Source organism: Escherichia sp. KTE31 (assembly GCF_000407925.1).
Lineage (GTDB): Bacteria > Pseudomonadota > Gammaproteobacteria > Enterobacterales > Enterobacteriaceae > Escherichia > Escherichia ruysiae.
In genome coordinates this window covers 1,056,743-1,071,056 of the sequence record NZ_KE136723.1, presented here as the reverse complement: position 1 = coordinate 1,071,056, position 14,314 = coordinate 1,056,743, and the positions used below count along the sequence as shown (strand labels likewise).

General features: G+C 51.5%; 17 protein-coding genes and 1 other annotated feature. Of the genes, 7 read left to right on the top strand and 10 right to left on the bottom strand.

The window, feature by feature from the left end:
* The first annotated feature begins 42 nt into the window (after positions 1-42).
* Complete coding sequence (gene wzzB / locus WES_RS08225) at positions 43-1,020, top strand: LPS O-antigen chain length determinant protein WzzB (RefSeq protein ID WP_016158499.1); 978 nt, start codon at positions 43-45, stop codon at positions 1,018-1,020.
* 96 nt (positions 1,021-1,116) lie between these two features.
* Here the strand turns inward: wzzB and hisIE are convergent, their stop codons facing one another.
* The 9 genes from hisIE to hisL form a co-directional block, all read right to left on the bottom strand.
* On the bottom strand, positions 1,117-1,728 hold the full coding sequence (gene hisIE / locus WES_RS08230) for a bifunctional phosphoribosyl-AMP cyclohydrolase/phosphoribosyl-ATP diphosphatase HisIE (protein WP_016158498.1): 612 nt from the start codon (positions 1,726-1,728) through the stop codon (positions 1,117-1,119).
* Positions 1,722-2,498, bottom strand: a complete 777-nt coding sequence (gene hisF / locus WES_RS08235; protein ID WP_016158497.1) for an imidazole glycerol phosphate synthase subunit HisF — start codon at positions 2,496-2,498, stop codon at positions 1,722-1,724. Before hisF ends, hisIE begins: the two co-directional genes overlap by 7 nt.
* On the bottom strand, positions 2,480-3,217 hold the full coding sequence (gene hisA, locus WES_RS08240) for a 1-(5-phosphoribosyl)-5-[(5-phosphoribosylamino)methylideneamino]imidazole-4-carboxamide isomerase (RefSeq protein WP_000586434.1): 738 nt from the start codon (positions 3,215-3,217) through the stop codon (positions 2,480-2,482). The genes hisF and hisA overlap by 19 nt, the downstream gene beginning before the upstream one ends.
* Complete coding sequence (gene hisH / locus WES_RS08245) at positions 3,217-3,807, bottom strand: imidazole glycerol phosphate synthase subunit HisH (RefSeq protein ID WP_001103560.1); 591 nt, start codon at positions 3,805-3,807, stop codon at positions 3,217-3,219. The genes hisA and hisH overlap by 1 nt, the downstream gene beginning before the upstream one ends.
* Positions 3,807-4,874: a bifunctional histidinol-phosphatase/imidazoleglycerol-phosphate dehydratase HisB gene (hisB, locus tag WES_RS08250; RefSeq protein WP_000080096.1), complete on the bottom strand. Its 1,068-nt coding sequence runs from the start codon at positions 4,872-4,874 to the stop codon at positions 3,807-3,809. Before hisB ends, hisH begins: the two co-directional genes overlap by 1 nt.
* Positions 4,874-5,944, bottom strand: a complete 1,071-nt coding sequence (gene hisC, locus WES_RS08255) for a histidinol-phosphate transaminase (protein WP_016158496.1) — start codon at positions 5,942-5,944, stop codon at positions 4,874-4,876. Before hisC ends, hisB begins: the two co-directional genes overlap by 1 nt.
* On the bottom strand, positions 5,941-7,245 hold the full coding sequence (gene hisD / locus WES_RS08260) for a histidinol dehydrogenase (protein ID WP_016158495.1): 1,305 nt from the start codon (positions 7,243-7,245) through the stop codon (positions 5,941-5,943). Before hisD ends, hisC begins: the two co-directional genes overlap by 4 nt.
* A 5-nt stretch (positions 7,246-7,250) precedes the next feature.
* Positions 7,251-8,150 (bottom strand): ATP phosphoribosyltransferase, encoded by a 900-nt coding sequence (hisG, locus tag WES_RS08265; protein WP_000131781.1) that lies wholly within the window; start codon positions 8,148-8,150, stop codon positions 7,251-7,253.
* A gap of 46 nt (positions 8,151-8,196) precedes the next feature.
* Positions 8,197-8,320: a sequence feature (His leader region), on the bottom strand.
* Complete coding sequence (gene hisL / locus WES_RS22820; RefSeq protein ID WP_001364200.1) at positions 8,296-8,346, bottom strand: his operon leader peptide; 51 nt, start codon at positions 8,344-8,346, stop codon at positions 8,296-8,298. It overlaps the preceding feature by 25 nt.
* Positions 8,347-8,631: 285 nt before the next feature.
* On the opposite strand from hisL, the gene yefM reads away from it, so the two are divergent.
* The 6 genes from yefM (at position 8,632) to plaP (ending at position 12,641) form a co-directional block, all read left to right on the top strand.
* Complete coding sequence (gene yefM / locus WES_RS08270) at positions 8,632-8,883, top strand: YoeB-YefM toxin-antitoxin system antitoxin YefM (RefSeq protein WP_001259255.1); 252 nt, start codon at positions 8,632-8,634, stop codon at positions 8,881-8,883.
* Entirely contained in the window at positions 8,880-9,134 is a 255-nt protein-coding gene (gene yoeB / locus WES_RS08275; RefSeq protein ID WP_016158494.1) for a type II toxin-antitoxin system mRNA interferase toxin YoeB, read from the top strand. Before yefM ends, yoeB begins: the two co-directional genes overlap by 4 nt.
* Positions 9,135-9,216: 82 nt before the next feature.
* A complete protein-coding gene (locus WES_RS08280; RefSeq protein ID WP_000754742.1) occupies positions 9,217-10,041 on the top strand; it encodes an SDR family oxidoreductase in 825 nt (274 codons plus the stop codon).
* 45 nt (positions 10,042-10,086) lie between these two features.
* On the top strand, positions 10,087-11,016 hold the full coding sequence (locus tag WES_RS08285; RefSeq protein WP_016158493.1) for a LysR substrate-binding domain-containing protein: 930 nt from the start codon (positions 10,087-10,089) through the stop codon (positions 11,014-11,016).
* A gap of 214 nt (positions 11,017-11,230) precedes the next feature.
* Complete coding sequence (gene yoeI, locus WES_RS24105; RefSeq protein ID WP_105279388.1) at positions 11,231-11,293, top strand: membrane protein YoeI; 63 nt, start codon at positions 11,231-11,233, stop codon at positions 11,291-11,293.
* Positions 11,283-12,641 carry a putrescine/proton symporter PlaP gene (gene plaP, locus WES_RS08290; RefSeq protein WP_000019197.1) on the top strand — a complete coding sequence of 453 codons (1,359 nt, stop codon included), beginning with the start codon at positions 11,283-11,285 and terminating at the stop codon, positions 12,639-12,641. Before yoeI ends, plaP begins: the two co-directional genes overlap by 11 nt.
* 74 nt (positions 12,642-12,715) lie before the next feature.
* Here plaP and sbcB read toward each other — a convergent pair whose 3' ends face one another.
* Entirely contained in the window at positions 12,716-14,143 is a 1,428-nt protein-coding gene (gene sbcB / locus WES_RS08295) for an exodeoxyribonuclease I (RefSeq protein WP_016158492.1), read from the bottom strand.
* Between the last annotated feature and the right edge of the window lie 171 nt (positions 14,144-14,314).

The window sequence follows — 14,314 nt, the reverse complement described above, 5'->3', positions numbered from 1 at the left end:
TAAACTATGGCGACCTGAAATTTTCCGTCTGTTAGGGTAATGATGAGAGTTGAAAATAATAATATTCCTGGGCATAACCATGACCCGGAACAGATTGATTTAATTGATTTACTGATGCAGTTGTGGCGTGGGAAGGTGACAATCTTCATCACTGTTATTGTGGCAATCGCTCTGGCTATCGGATATCTGGCGGTCGCGAAAGAGAAATGGACGTCGACAGCCATTGTTACTCAGCCAGATGTGGGGCAAATTGCTGGCTATAACAATGCCATGAATGTTATCTATGGTCAGGCAGCACCGAAAGTGTCGGATTTACAGGAGGCGTTAATTGGTCGCTTCAGTTCTGCCTTCTCTGCATTAGCTGAAACGCTGGATAATCAGGAAGAACCAGAAAAACTGACCATTGAGCCTTCTGTTAAAAACCAGCCGTTACCGTTAGCTGTTTCTTATGTCGGGCAAACTGCGGCGGACGCACAGAAGAAGCTGGCTGAATATATTCAACAGGTTGATGACCAGGTGAATAAAGAGCTGGAAAAGGACCTGAAAGATAATATTGCTTTGGGTATGAAAAACCTGAAAGACTCTTTGAAAACGCAAGAAGTGGTGGCACAGGAGCAAAAAGATCTGCGTATCCGCCAGATTCAGGAAGCGTTGCAATATGCGAATCAGGCGCAGTTGGCAAAGCCACAGATTCAACAGACCGAAGACGTAACGCAGGATACGTTGTTCCTTCTGGGGAGTGATGCACTGGAATCGATGATCAAGCATGAAGCGACCCGTCCGCTGGTTTTCTCTCCTGGCTACTACCAGACTCGTCAAAACCTTTTGGATATCGAAAGCCTGAAGGTTGATGATCTTGATATAAATGCCTACCGTTACGTTATGAAACCCACACTGCCAATTCGTCGCGATAGCCCGAAAAAGGCCATCACACTGATTCTGGCTGTGCTGCTGGGCGGTATGGTTGGCGCGGGGATTGTGCTGGGGCGTAATGCGCTGCGCAATTACAACGCGAAATAATCTTTTTAGCTTTAAAGAAAACGGGCAGAGTGGTGACACCGTGCCCGTTTTTTGTTGCTGGATGTGACAAAAACATCACATCCAGTCAGCCCCAATTCACTGATGCCGCTTGCGTAAGTTCTCAATCACTGTCGTTAAATCCAGATCCTGATCCTGCAACAATACCAGCAGATGATACATCAAATCAGATGCTTCGTTGGTCAGTTCAAAGCGGTCATGTACCGTCGCGGCCAGTGCGGTTTCCACGCCTTCTTCGCCCACTTTCTGCGCAATGCGCTTGGTGCCGCTGGCATACAGTTTGGCGGTGTAGGAGGTTTCCGGATCGGCAGATTTGCGCTCGGCGAGCAGTTGTTCCAGTTGATACAGGAACAGCCACTGGTGAGCGGTGTTGCCGAAGCAACTACTTGTGCCTTTGTGGCAGGTTGGGCCGATGGGATTCGCCAGCACCAGTAGTGTGTCGTTGTCGCAGTCCGGCGCAATGCTCACTACGTTGAGGAAATTGCCCGACGTTTCGCCTTTGGTCCACAGTCGCTGCTTAGTGCGCGAGAAGAAAGTGACTTTGCCGCTTTCGATGGTTTTGTCTAAGGCTTCCGGGTTCATGTAGCCCAGCATTAACACTTCGCCGGATACCGCGTGTTGCACAATCACTGGCATCATCCCGTCGTTTTTTTCCCAGTCCAGTTCGCGACGTTGTTGTTCTGTTAACATATCCTGATCTCCACGCCCTGTGTTGCCAGGTACGCTTTTAATTCACCAATATTGATTATTTGTTTGTGGAATACGGACGCTGCCAGCGCGCCGTCAACGTCGGCATCGCGGAAGGCTTCGAGGAAGTGTTCCATAGTGCCCGCGCCACCGGAGGCAATTAGCGGGACGTGGCAAACTTCACGCACTTTTTTCAGTTGTTCGAGGTCGTAACCGTTACGCACGCCGTCCTGATTCATCATATTAAGAACGATTTCTCCGGCACCGCGTTTTTGAACTTCCTGTACCCAGTCGAGCGTTTCCCATTGAGTGACGCGGGTGCGGTTTTCATCGCCGGTATATTGATTAACGTGATACTTGCCGGTTTCTGCGTCGTACCAGGTATCAATGCCTACCACAATACACTGCACGCCAAAACGATCTGCCAGACGGGTGATCAATGTCGGATCTGCCAGCGCAGGGGAGTTGATGGATATTTTATCCGCACCAAAAGAAAGAATTTTGGCAGCGTCATCCAGGGACTTAATCCCGCCAGCTACGCAGAAGGGAATATCGATCACTTCCGCCACGCGAGATACCCAGCTTTTATCTACCACACGTCCATCGCTGGAAGCGGTGATATCGTAGAACACCAGCTCGTCAGCGCCTTCTTCGGCGTAGCGTTTTGCCAGCGGCACGATATCGCCAATGATTTCATGGTTGCGAAACTGTACGCCTTTCACCACCTGACCATCACGAACGTCGAGACACGGGATTATGCGTTTTGCCAGCATGAGATGGCCTCCTTCACGGTGAATTTACCTTCCAGTAATGCCCGGCCAACTATTACGCCGCGCACACCAGTACCACGCAGAGCCGCGACATCATCAATGTCGCCAATGCCGCCGGAGGACTGAAATGCCACCTGCGGATATCTGGCGCATACTTCTTCATATAAAGAGACGTTTGAGCCGGCCAGCGTGCCGTCGCGCGAGATATCGGTACACAGCACATGTTTTAGGCCGACGGGCAGATAGGTTTCCACCAGTTGTTCCAGTGAAACGCCCGAGTTCTCTTGCCAGCCGCTCACTGCCACCTGTTTGTTGCCTTGCTCGTCAATGCGTACATCCAGCGCCAGCACCAGCGCATCGGCACCGAAGCGTTCAAACCAGCCTTTCACCATGTCGGGTGATTTCACTGCGGTGGAGCCGACTACGACGCGCGCAACGCCTGCTTCCAGTAATGCTGCCACGTCTTCTTCGCTACGCACGCCGCCGCCAACCTGCACAGGAACGTTAACGCCTGCGACCAGCGTTTTAATCAGGGGGATTTGGCGTTTAGCCGGATCTTTTGCCCCGGTCAGATCCACCAGGTGCAGCACTTCGGCACCCTGCGCGGCGTAATCCTGTAAGCGCGGCAGCGGGTCGTTACCGTAATCACGCTGTTTGCCGTAATCGCCCTGATGGAGACGCACCACGGTGCCGTCGATTAAATCTAATGCTGGAATAATCATTACATCTCCAGGAAGTTTTTCAGCAACTTAGCGCCAGCGGCACCAGAACGCTCCGGGTGGAACTGCACGCCGTAGAAGTTATCTTTTTGTACCGCAGCGGTGAACGGTTCGCCGTAGTTACACTGGGCGATGGTCCACGGATTGACCGGCATTGCGTAGCTGTGAACAAAGTAAAAGTACGCGCCGTCTTCAATTCCCTGAAAAAGACGGTTGCCCGCCTGCGGGTAAACGCGATTCCAGCCCATATGCGGCAGCGGCAGACCAAAGTCGGTCATTTTCGGTACATCTTCGTCGATGATGCCCAGCAAATCGACGCCGTTGCTCTCTTCGCTGCGTCGTCCCAGTAGTTGCATTCCTAAGCAGATTCCCAGCACCGGTTGGGTACAGGCCTTGATGAGATCAAACAGTTCGCGCTCACGCACCTGATCCATCGCCGCTTGTGCAGTGCCGACGCCGGGTAAAAAAAGTTTATCGGCCAGCAACACTACGTCCGGGTCACGGCTGACTTTCGGTTCATAGCCGTGACGCGCAATGGCTGACTTCACTGAGTTCAGATTGGCGCAGCCGGTATCAAGGATCACCACGTTCATCACAGCACTCCTTTCGACGAGGGCAGGGTGTCGCCTTCCACGCGTATGGCCTGGCGCAGGGTACGACCAAAGGCTTTAAAGAGACTCTCTACACGGTGGTGATCGTTTTTACCTTTGGTTTTCAGGTGCAGCGTCACGCCCATGGTGTATGAGAGCGAACGGAAGAAGTGTTCGATCATTTCAGTGCTGAGATCGCCCACGCGCTGGTAGGTAAACTCGGCTTTATATTCCAGGTGCGGGCGACCTGAGATATCCAGCGCGCAGCGCGCAAGGCATTCATCCATCGGCAGGACAAAACCAAAGCGGCAAATACCGCGTTTGTCACCAAGGGCAATTTTTAACGCTTCGCCCAGCGCCAGACCGGTATCTTCGACGGTGTGGTGATCGTCGATATAGAGGTCGCCTTTAACGTTGATTTCCATACGGAAGCCGCCGTGGGTGGCAATCTGATCCAGCATGTGATCAAAGAAGCCAACGCCGGTGTTAATCTTGCTGCCACCTTCGCGATCCAGCCACACCTGAACGTCAATCTGCGTCTCTTTGGTGTTGCGTACCACGTGAGCGTAACGATCACGTCTGGTGAGTTGTTCGCCAATCATCGGCCAGTTCAGGGTTTCGCGATCGTAGCGTAAGCCATTAATACCCATGTTTTCTGCGAGTTGAATATCGGTCGCGCGATCGCCAATCACATAACTGTTGGCACGATCCATTGCTTGTTCAGCCAGGTAACGCTCCACCAGTTTTACTTTCGGCTTGCGGCAGTCGCATTCATCGGCGGGCAGGTGCGGGCAAATCAGCACTTCATCAAACTGTACGCCTTGCGAGGTGAAGATCTGCATCATCAGGTTGTGCGGACCATCGAAATCTGCCTGCGGGAAGCTTTGTGTCCCAAGACCATCCTGATTAGTGATCATCACCAGTTTATAGCCCGCTTTTTGCAGCTTCAGCAGTTCCGGGATCACGCCTGGTTCAAAGGCGAGTTTGTCAAAACGATCCACCTGAAAATCACTCGGCGGCTCGCTAATCAGGGTTCCATCGCGATCGATAAAAAGATACTTCTGACTCATCAAACTTGCTCCGCACGTAAGGCGTCAATGACGCGCTGGCTTTCTTCACGGGTTCCGACGGTAATTCGCAGGCAGCCGCTTAAAGAGGGTTGTTTATTCTGATCACGTAAGATAATGCCCTGATCCCACAAAGATTTAAACACCGCACTGGAGGCTTTAAAGCGCGCCAGAATGTAGTTGGTTTCGGAGTCGAAAACTTGCTCCACGCAGGGGATTTCTTTCAGAGCGGCAATCAGATATTCGCGTTCTGCAATAATTTGTGCCACCCGTTCGCGCATGGCGACGATTCCCTGCGTGCTTAACGCCTGTGCGGCAATGTCGGCAACCGGCGTCGAGAGCGGGTAGGGGGCGATCACTTTCATTAACAGGTTGATGACTTCTTCATTTGCCAGCGTAAACCCGCAACGAAGCCCCGCCAGAGCGAAAGCTTTCGAAAGGGTACGCAAAATAGCCAGATGTGGATATTCCGCCAGCCAGCCCGCCAGCGATGCCTGCGGACAAAATTCAATATAGGCTTCATCAGCAACCACAATTGCCTTACCGCGAGTTAACTCCAGCAACGTGCGAAAATCCTGCGGGTTGATCAGTTGCCCGGTTGGGTTGTTGGGGCTGCAAACGTAGACCACTTTTACGCCGTCCAGCTTGTCGGAAATCCCCTGCAAGTCCAGTTGCCAGTTTTCCAGCGTCGGCACCGTGCGGCACTCGACGCCAATGGTTTCGGCGCTGACGCTGTACATGCCGTACGTTGGCGGGCAGTAGAGGATGGCGTCTTTGCCCGGTTCGCAAAAAGCGCGAATCAGCAGTTCAATACCTTCGTCCGCGCCACGGCTAACCAGCACCTGTTCCGGTTTCACGCCTGCATACTGTGCATAATTTTCAATGACCGCTTTCGGCTGACATTCCGGGTAACGGTTGAGCGTTTGTTGCGTAAGCTGAAACTCCACGGCTGTAGGATATTCGTTGGCGTTCAGCCAGACGTCGCCGTTACCGCCCAGACGACGCGCCGACTGATACGGCGTCAGGTTGCGGACGTTTTCACGCGCTAAATCGGTAATAGTCACAGTGCTCATGCTTGCTCCTTAAGGGCGTTAACACGCAAAGTAACGGCATTTTTGTGGGCGGTCAGGCGCTCGGCGGCGGCCAGTGTTTCAATGGTTGAAGCCAGCGCGGAAAACCCTTCTTTTGACAGTTCTTGCACGGTCATGCGCTTCTGGAAATCCGCCAGGCCGAGACTGGAACAGGTGGCGGTGTAACCGTAAGTCGGCAGCACGTGATTGGTGCCGGAGGCGTAGTCGCCCGCCGATTCCGGTGACCAGTCACCAAGAAATACCGAGCCGGCACTGGTGATGCTATCGACCAGTTCACGGGCGTTGCGGGTCTGAATGATCAGGTGCTCCGGGCCGTACTGGTTGGAGATCTCTACGCACTGCGCTAAATCGTTGGTCACGATCAGGCGACTGGCGCTCAGTGCCTGGCGGGCGGTTTCGGCACGCGGCAGTTCTGCCAACTGGCGTTCGACGGCTTCGGCAACGCGACGCGCCATATCAACATCGGGCGTCAGTAAAATCACCTGCGAGTCCGGGCCGTGTTCTGCCTGGGAGAGCAAATCAGAGGCGACAAAATCCGGTGTTGCGCCGCTGTCAGCAATCACCAGCACTTCCGACGGACCCGCAGGCATATCGATCGCCGCACCGTCCAGACGCTGGCTCACCTGACGTTTTGCCTCGGTGACAAAGGCGTTACCTGGCCCGAAAATTTTGTCCACTTTCGGTACAGATTCCGTACCGAACGCCAGCGCGGCAATGGCCTGAGCGCCGCCGACGTTAAACACGTCCTGCACGCCACACAGTTGCGCCGCGTAAAGGATCTCATCGGCAATCGGCGGCGGTGAGCACAGCACAACTTTATTACAGCCTGCAATACGCGCCGGAGTCGCCAGCATTAATACGGTTGAGAAGAGCGGGGCGGAGCCGCCAGGAATATACAAACCAACCGAAGCCACCGGGCGCGTGACCTGCTGGCAACGCACGCCTGGTTGAGTTTCGACATCTACCGGAGGCAGTTTTTGCGCAGTGTGGAAGGTTTCAATATTCTTTACTGCCACCGCCATTGCCTGTTTCAGCTCGTCGCTCAGGCGTTCGCAGGCGTCGGCAATTTCCTTAGCAGTTACTTTCAGTGCGGTAACCGTGGTTTTATCAAACTTCGCGCTGTATTCCCGCAGGGCATCATCGCCGCGTGCTTTCACGTTATCTAAAATTTCACGGACGGTACGGGTGATGCTTTCAGAGGCGGAGATCGCCGGGCGCATTAATAGCTGGCGTTGTTGTTCCGCAGTACAGCTATTCCAGTTAATGATTGTGTTAAAGCTCATGGCTATTACTCCATCATTTTCTCAATTGGCAGAACCAGAATCGAGCTGGCGCCCAGCTCCTTCAATTTTTCCATGGTTTCCCAGAACAGGGTTTCGCTGCTGACCATGTGCATTGCTACGCGCTGTTGGTCACCCGCCAGCGGTAAAATAGTTGGGCGTTCAGCGCCTGGCAGCAGGGCGATGACATCATCCAGACGTTCGGTCGGTGCGTGCATCATGATGTATTTTGATTCGCGCGCCTGGATCACTCCCTGAATACGGGTCAGCAGTTTGTCGATCAGTTGCTGTTTGGATTCTTCCATTTCGCCATCGCGCTGGATCAGGCAGGCTTTCGAGCGGTAGATAACTTCGACTTCGCGCAGGCCGTTAGCTTCCAGCGTGGCACCGGTGGAAACCAGATCGCAAATCGCATCCGCCAGTCCGGCGCGCGGGGCGACTTCGACAGAACCGTTCAGTAAGCAGGATTTAAAAGAGATACCTTTCTGGTCGAGATAACGTTTGAGCAGGTGAGGATAAGAGGTGGCAATACGTTTACCGTTTAAGGAGAGCGGGCCGTCCCAGGCTTCATCAACCGGCGTTGCCAGCGAAAGGCGGCAGCCGCCGAAATCGAGACGACGCAGGGTAAAGTAGCGTGGATCTTCACCCTGGGCGCGGCGGTTAAGCAGTTCTTCTTCCAGCACGTTTTCGCCAATAATCCCGAGGTCAACTACGCCGTCCATCACCAGACCGGGAATGTCGTCGTCACGTACGCGCAGAATATCAATCGGCATGTTTTCAGCCATTGCGATCAGGCGCTGGGTGTGAAGATTAATTTTAATGCCACAGCGCGCCAGCAATTCGCGTGAATCATCACTTAAACGACCTGATTTCTGCATAGCTATGCGTAAACGAGTGTTGTCTGTCATTTTCTTCTTCCTCTTTAAACCTGTCTGAATCGTTATCAACCGCGCAATAAAAAAGCCCCCGGAAGATGATCTTCCGGGGGCTTTCTCATGCGTTCATGCACCACTGGAAGATCTGAATGTCTTCCAGCACACATCGCCTGAAAGACTAGTCAGGATGATGGTGATGATGGTGGTGTTTAAATTGAACGCGTGTCATAAAATTCTCTGTGAATGTTTATTCAACTGATGCCTTTTAACCTAAACCACTTTCACCTTAGAAAGCAAGGGCTTTTTTATATATTTTGTGACGATAGATTTGTTTAATGAATGAGCGGGGAAAGGAGGGGGCTAAGAGGGCTGTCCTCTAACCTGACGGCACCAAAAATAGCGAAGCCTGGGAGTTTTCTTTTCACTGACCAATGCCTTGATCTGCAGGCTAATTAATAAATAGTTAATTGCCACTCATCATTGTACATTGAACTGTACAAAAGAGGAGGTTGATATGCGTACAATTAGCTACAGCGAAGCACGTCAGAATTTGTCGGCAACAATGATGAAAGCCGTTGAAGATCATGCCCCGATCCTTATTACTCGTCAGAATGGCGAGGCTTGTGTTCTGATGTCACTCGAAGAATACAACTCCCTGGAAGAGACGGCTTATCTACTGCGCTCCCCCGCTAACGCCCGGAGATTGATGGACTCAATCGATAGCCTGAAATCAGGCAAAGGAACGGAAAAGGACATTATTGAGTGAAACTCATCTGGTCTGAGGAATCATGGGATGATTATCTGTACTGGCAGGAAACAGATAAGCGAATTGTTAAAAAGATCAATGAACTTATCAAAGATACCCGCAGAACGCCATTTGAAGGTAAGGGGAAGCCAGAACCCCTGAAACCTAATTTGTCAGGCTTCTGGTCCCGACGCATTACAGAGGAGCATCGTCTGGTATACGCGGTTACTGACGATTCACTGCTCATTGCTGCCTGTCGTTATCATTATTGAAGAGATTCATTCATAGAATGAATTGTCAGTTTTGATACGCTGGCGTAGCCTTATAGATCTAAGGTGTATCAGGAGAAAACGGATGAAAAAGGTCGCAATTGTCGGGTTAGGGTGGTTAGGTATGCCGCTGGCGATGTCACTTTCAGCGCGCGGCTGGCAGGTCACCGGGAGTAAAACCACACAAGATGGCGTCGAAGCGGCCCGAATGAGCGGGATTGATAGCTATCTGCTTCGCATGGAGCCTGAGTTAGTTTGTGATTCTGACGATCTGGATGCCCTGATGGATGCCGATGCGCTGGTCATTACGCTTCCTGCACGTCGCAGTGGCCCCGGCGATGAGTTCTATTTACAAGCTGTGCAAGAGCTGGTGGATAGCGCGCTGGCTCATCGTATTCCCCGCATTATTTTTACCAGCTCAACGTCCGTCTATGGTGATGCACAAGGCACTGTGAAAGAAACTACCCCGCGTAATCCAGTGACCAACAGTGGACGAGTATTAGAAGAACTCGAAGACTGGCTGCACAATTTACCCGGTACTTCGGTCGATATTCTGCGTCTTGCGGGCCTGGTCGGACCAGGGCGCCATCCCGGACGCTTCTTTGCCGGAAAAACCGCGCCTGACGGTGAGCACGGTGTTAATTTAGTCCACCAGGAAGATGTTATTGGCGCTATCACCCTGTTGTTACAGGCACCTAAAGGCGGACACATCTATAATATATGTGCGCCAGCTCACCCTGCGCGCAATGTTTTCTATCCACAGATGGCTCGTTTATTGGGGCTGGAACCCCCGCAGTTCAGAAACAGTCTGGACAGCGGTAAGGGTAAAATTATTGATGGCAGTCGGATTTGCAATGAACTGGGATTTGAATACCAGTATCCCGATCCGCTGGTAATGCCGCTGGAGTAAACGATCACGCCAGCAGGACGCCGCATACACTGCAAGGGGGCGTGTATGAAACCACTGCTGGATGTGTTGATGATCCTCGATGCCTTAGAAAAGGAAGGCAGTTTTGCGGCGGCGTCGGCCAAACTCTACAAGACGCCGTCCGCTCTGAGTTATACCGTTCACAAGCTGGAAAGCGACCTTAATATTCAATTACTCGATCGTAGCGGACACCGCGCTAAATTCACCCGTACCGGAAAAATGCTATTAGAGAAAGGGCGGGAAATACTCCACACTGTTCATGAACTGGAAAAACAGGCGATCAAACTTCATGAAGGCTGGGAAAACGAGCTGGTGATTGGAGTAGATGATACGTTTCCTTTTTCTCTGCTTGCGCCGCTCATTGAAATCTTTTATCAACATCACAGCGTGACGCGCCTGAAGTTTATCAATGGCGTGCTCGGTGGTTCCTGGGAGGCGCTGACCCAGGGGAGGGCGGATATTATTGTCGGCGCGATGCATGAACCACCGTCTTCCAGTGAGTTTGGCTTTTCTCGTCTGGGGGATCTGGAGCAAGTTTTTGCTGTGGCACCCCATCATCCATTAGCACTGGAAGAAGAACCGTTAAATCGACGAATTATTAAACGATACCGGGCAATAGTGGTAGGCGACACGGCACAGGCAGCCGCGTCCACAGCCTCGCAAATACTCGACGAACAAGAAGCCATAACCGTATTTGATTTTAAAACCAAGCTGGAGCTGCAAATCAGCGGTCTTGGTTGTGGCTATTTACCTCGCTATCTGGCGCAATGCTTTCTCGATAGTGGCGCGTTAATTGAGAAGAAAGTGGTCGCCCAGACTCTTTTTGAACCGGTCTGGATTGGCTGGAACGAACAGACCGCAGGGCTTGCCAGCGCATGGTGGCGGGATGAGATTTTAGCAAATAGTGCGATTGCTGGAGTTTATGCAAAATCTGATGACGGAAAATCAGCCATTTAAATAAAAAATTTTATGACAAGCCTCTCATTCTCTTGTCATTTACCCCCCATTTAGGCACAATGCGCCGCTGTCAAAAAATGACTAAAAACCGACGTTTTATCCGCGTCGGTTATTTTTTGCTTCAAACCAATCATTCATACCAAGAGGCCGGGCTTCGTACCGGATAGATATTTACTAAAAATCGACAGTTGTTGTCGCTGAGGAATCCAAAAAAATGGGGCAATTTTTTGCTTACGCGACGGTTTTCACCGTAAAGGAGAATGACCATGTCGCATAACGTTACTCCAAACACCTCTCGCGTGGAATTGCGTAAAACGCTTACGTTAGTTCCGGTTGTAATGATGGGTCTTGCCTATATGCAGCCGATGACGCTGTTTGATACTTTTGGTATCGTTTCAGGCCTCACGGATGGTCATGTGCCGACAGCCTATGCGTTCGCATTAATTGCGATCCTGTTTACGGCTCTGAGCTACGGGAAGCTGGTTCGCCGCTATCCTTCTGCTGGCTCTGCATACACTTACGCCCAGAAATCCATTAGCCCGACTGTCGGCTTTATGGTGGGTTGGTCTTCTCTGCTCGACTATCTGTTCGCGCCGATGATCAACATTCTGTTGGCGAAAATCTATTTTGAAGCCCTGGTGCCTTCCATCCCATCGTGGATGTTTGTGGTGGCGCTGGTGGCCTTTATGACCGCCTTTAACCTGCGTAGTCTGAAATCCGTAGCGAACTTCAACACGGTAATCGTAGTGTTGCAGGTTGTGCTGATCGCGGTGATTCTGGGCATGGTAGTTTACGGCGTATTTGAAGGTGAAGGCGCTGGTACGCTGGCGAGCACCCGTCCGTTCTGGTCTGGCGATGCGCATGTTATCCCAATGATTACCGGTGCGACGATCCTGTGCTTCTCCTTTACAGGTTTTGACGGCATCAGCAACCTGTCGGAAGAAACCAAAGATGCAGAGCGCGTGATCCCGCGTGCGATTTTCCTGACCGCGCTGATCGGCGGCATGATCTTCATCTTTGCAACTTACTTCCTGCAGCTGTACTTCCCGGATATCTCTCGCTTTAAAGATCCGGATGCGTCACAGCCTGAAATCATGCTGTACGTTGCGGGTAAAGCGTTCCAGGTTGGCGCGCTGATCTTCTCCACCATTACCGTACTGGCGTCCGGTATGGCGGCGCACGCAGGCGTAGCGCGTCTGATGTACGTAATGGGGCGTGACGGCGTATTCCCGAAAAGCTTCTTCGGTTATGTACACCCGAAATGGCGTACCCCGGCAATGAACATTATCCTGGTTGGCGCGATTGCTCTGCTGGCAATCAACTTTGACCTGGTAATGGCAACGGCGCTGATTAACTTTGGTGCGCTGGTAGCATTTACCTTCGTTAACCTGTCGGTCATTTCGCAGTTCTGGATCCGTGAGAAGCGTAACAAAACGCTGAAAGATCACTTCCAGTATCTTTTCCTGCCGATGTGTGGTGCTCTGACTGTAGGTGCGCTGTGGGTTAACCTGGAAGAAAGCTCAATGGTTCTGGGTCTGATCTGGGCGGCAATCGGTCTGATTTACCTGGCTTGCGTGACGAAGAGCTTCCGCAACCCGGTTCCGCAGTACGAAGACGTTGCATAATCCTATCAAGCCGGATGGCATAACCATCCGGTAATTCACTAAAAACCGGAGTTTATCGCTCCGGTTTTTTCTTTTCAGATGATCTCTTCCGCGTACTGCCAAAGCGCCTTTAACAGCGACACTTTCTCTTTATCATCGGCATATTGTTGTGCCAGCATTTGCAATTCATCAGCATAATCTTGCAAAAACTCTGGCGTGAAGACCTGGCGACGGTGCTCCAGCCAGCGTTGCTGTTCGGCGTAGTCCAGCGTTCCTGGGAAGTTACGCGCACGATAATTGAACAACAGTTTCTCAATGCGTTTATCGACAAAGGTGATATCCAGTGCTGGTAAATTACGCGGCTCGGTTTCCAGTACAATTTTCATTGCTGCACGATCGGCGTCGCTGAAAAAGCCGTTATAAAGCTGGGCATCCACGTTATCTGAAGGCGTAAATGGTTCGGCTTCAGCAAAGATCGCCACCACTTTTTCACGCACTTGCGGATTTTCACGCAGAATTTTCAGGTTATCGAGACAATGCTGGCGATTAATGCCCAGCCGATCGGCGTCTTCCGGGCGAAGCGTATTCGCCTGTGCTAATACCGGACATTTATTAATATGCACCAGCTTAACCGGAACGGCGGCGTTATCGCCCAGATCGGCTTTCGCGGTATACAGGCGCTCGCGCAGCGTGTCGCTATCCAGTTCCAGTAATGGCGAAATATCTCCTGCTAAATCCACCATAATCACGGCATTACGATTTTCAGGATGCCATGCCAGCGGCGCAACCCAACTGGTATTGCCGCGCCATGCACCAAACATACCGGAAACGTGTACCAGTGGTTTCATCTGTGGCACATCAATCAACGCCATCAATTTGTGCTTGTTGCGATGGCTGTAGAGATAATCAAACAGGCGTGGCTGACGCGTTTTTACCAGTTTTGCCATCGCAATAGTGGCGTACACATCAGCCATCGCATCGTGGGCGTTGCTATGTTCAATACCATTCGCTTTGGTTAAATGTTCAAGGCGAAAACTCGGTAGACCGTCATCATTTTCAGGCCAGTTAATCCCCTCTGGACGCAGGGCATAACAGGCACGCATGACGTCCAGCAGATCCCAGCGAGAGTTATCATGCTGCCAACTCCAGGCGTAGGGATCGTAGAAATTACGATAAAAAACGTTGCGTGTGACTTCGTCATCAAAACGTACATTGTTGTAGCCCAGAATACAGGTCTTCGGGACGGTAAAAAGCGAATGAATGCGAGCGGCAAACGCGGCTTCGTTTTCTCCTTTCGCCCGCGCTTCCTGCGGGGTAATACCAGTGATTAATACTGCTCCTGGCTGGGGTAAATAATCATCCGCAGGCTTGCAATAAAAAACCTCTGGTTCGCCGATGATATTGAATTCGCTATCGGTGCGAATGGCAGCGAACTGCGCAGGGCGATCTAACGCAGGGTGCGTGCCAAAGGTTTCATAATCGTGAAACAAAAAGGTAGATTGTTGCTTACCGTCATTCATCATTAGGTTAAATCCGTTATTTCTGCTGTGTGTCAGAGTATCAAATATCACCGTGCTAATCAGCTTTAGAGCGACAATTTGGCAGAGAGTGGCAACTGATAATGTCAGATTAAAAATGAGATAACTGTCACATTTTCTTGCACTTTATTCCAGCCAGTTCATCAGGATTTCCGT

Coding starts and splice junctions, on each gene's coding strand:
- hisD (WP_016158495.1), bottom strand. CDS start 7,245: ATGAGCTTTAACACAATCATTAACTGGAATAGCTGTACTGCGGAACAA.
- hisG (WP_000131781.1), bottom strand. CDS start 8,150: ATGACAGACAACACTCGTTTACGCATAGCTATGCAGAAATCAGGTCGT.
- plaP (WP_000019197.1), top strand. CDS start 11,283: ATGTCGCATAACGTTACTCCAAACACCTCTCGCGTGGAATTGCGTAAA.
- yefM (WP_001259255.1), top strand. CDS start 8,632: ATGCGTACAATTAGCTACAGCGAAGCACGTCAGAATTTGTCGGCAACA.
- hisB (WP_000080096.1), bottom strand. CDS start 4,874: ATGAGTCAGAAGTATCTTTTTATCGATCGCGATGGAACCCTGATTAGC.
- WES_RS08280 (WP_000754742.1), top strand. CDS start 9,217: ATGAAAAAGGTCGCAATTGTCGGGTTAGGGTGGTTAGGTATGCCGCTG.
- hisC (WP_016158496.1), bottom strand. CDS start 5,944: ATGAGCACTGTGACTATTACCGATTTAGCGCGTGAAAACGTCCGCAAC.
- hisH (WP_001103560.1), bottom strand. CDS start 3,807: ATGAACGTGGTGATCCTTGATACCGGCTGCGCCAATCTGAACTCAGTG.
- sbcB (WP_016158492.1), bottom strand. CDS start 14,143: ATGATGAATGACGGTAAGCAACAATCTACCTTTTTGTTTCACGATTAT.
- hisF (WP_016158497.1), bottom strand. CDS start 2,498: ATGCTGGCAAAACGCATAATCCCGTGTCTCGACGTTCGTGATGGTCAG.
- hisIE (WP_016158498.1), bottom strand. CDS start 1,728: ATGTTAACAGAACAACAACGTCGCGAACTGGACTGGGAAAAAAACGAC.
- WES_RS08285 (WP_016158493.1), top strand. CDS start 10,087: ATGAAACCACTGCTGGATGTGTTGATGATCCTCGATGCCTTAGAAAAG.
- wzzB (WP_016158499.1), top strand. CDS start 43: ATGAGAGTTGAAAATAATAATATTCCTGGGCATAACCATGACCCGGAA.
- hisA (WP_000586434.1), bottom strand. CDS start 3,217: ATGATTATTCCAGCATTAGATTTAATCGACGGCACCGTGGTGCGTCTC.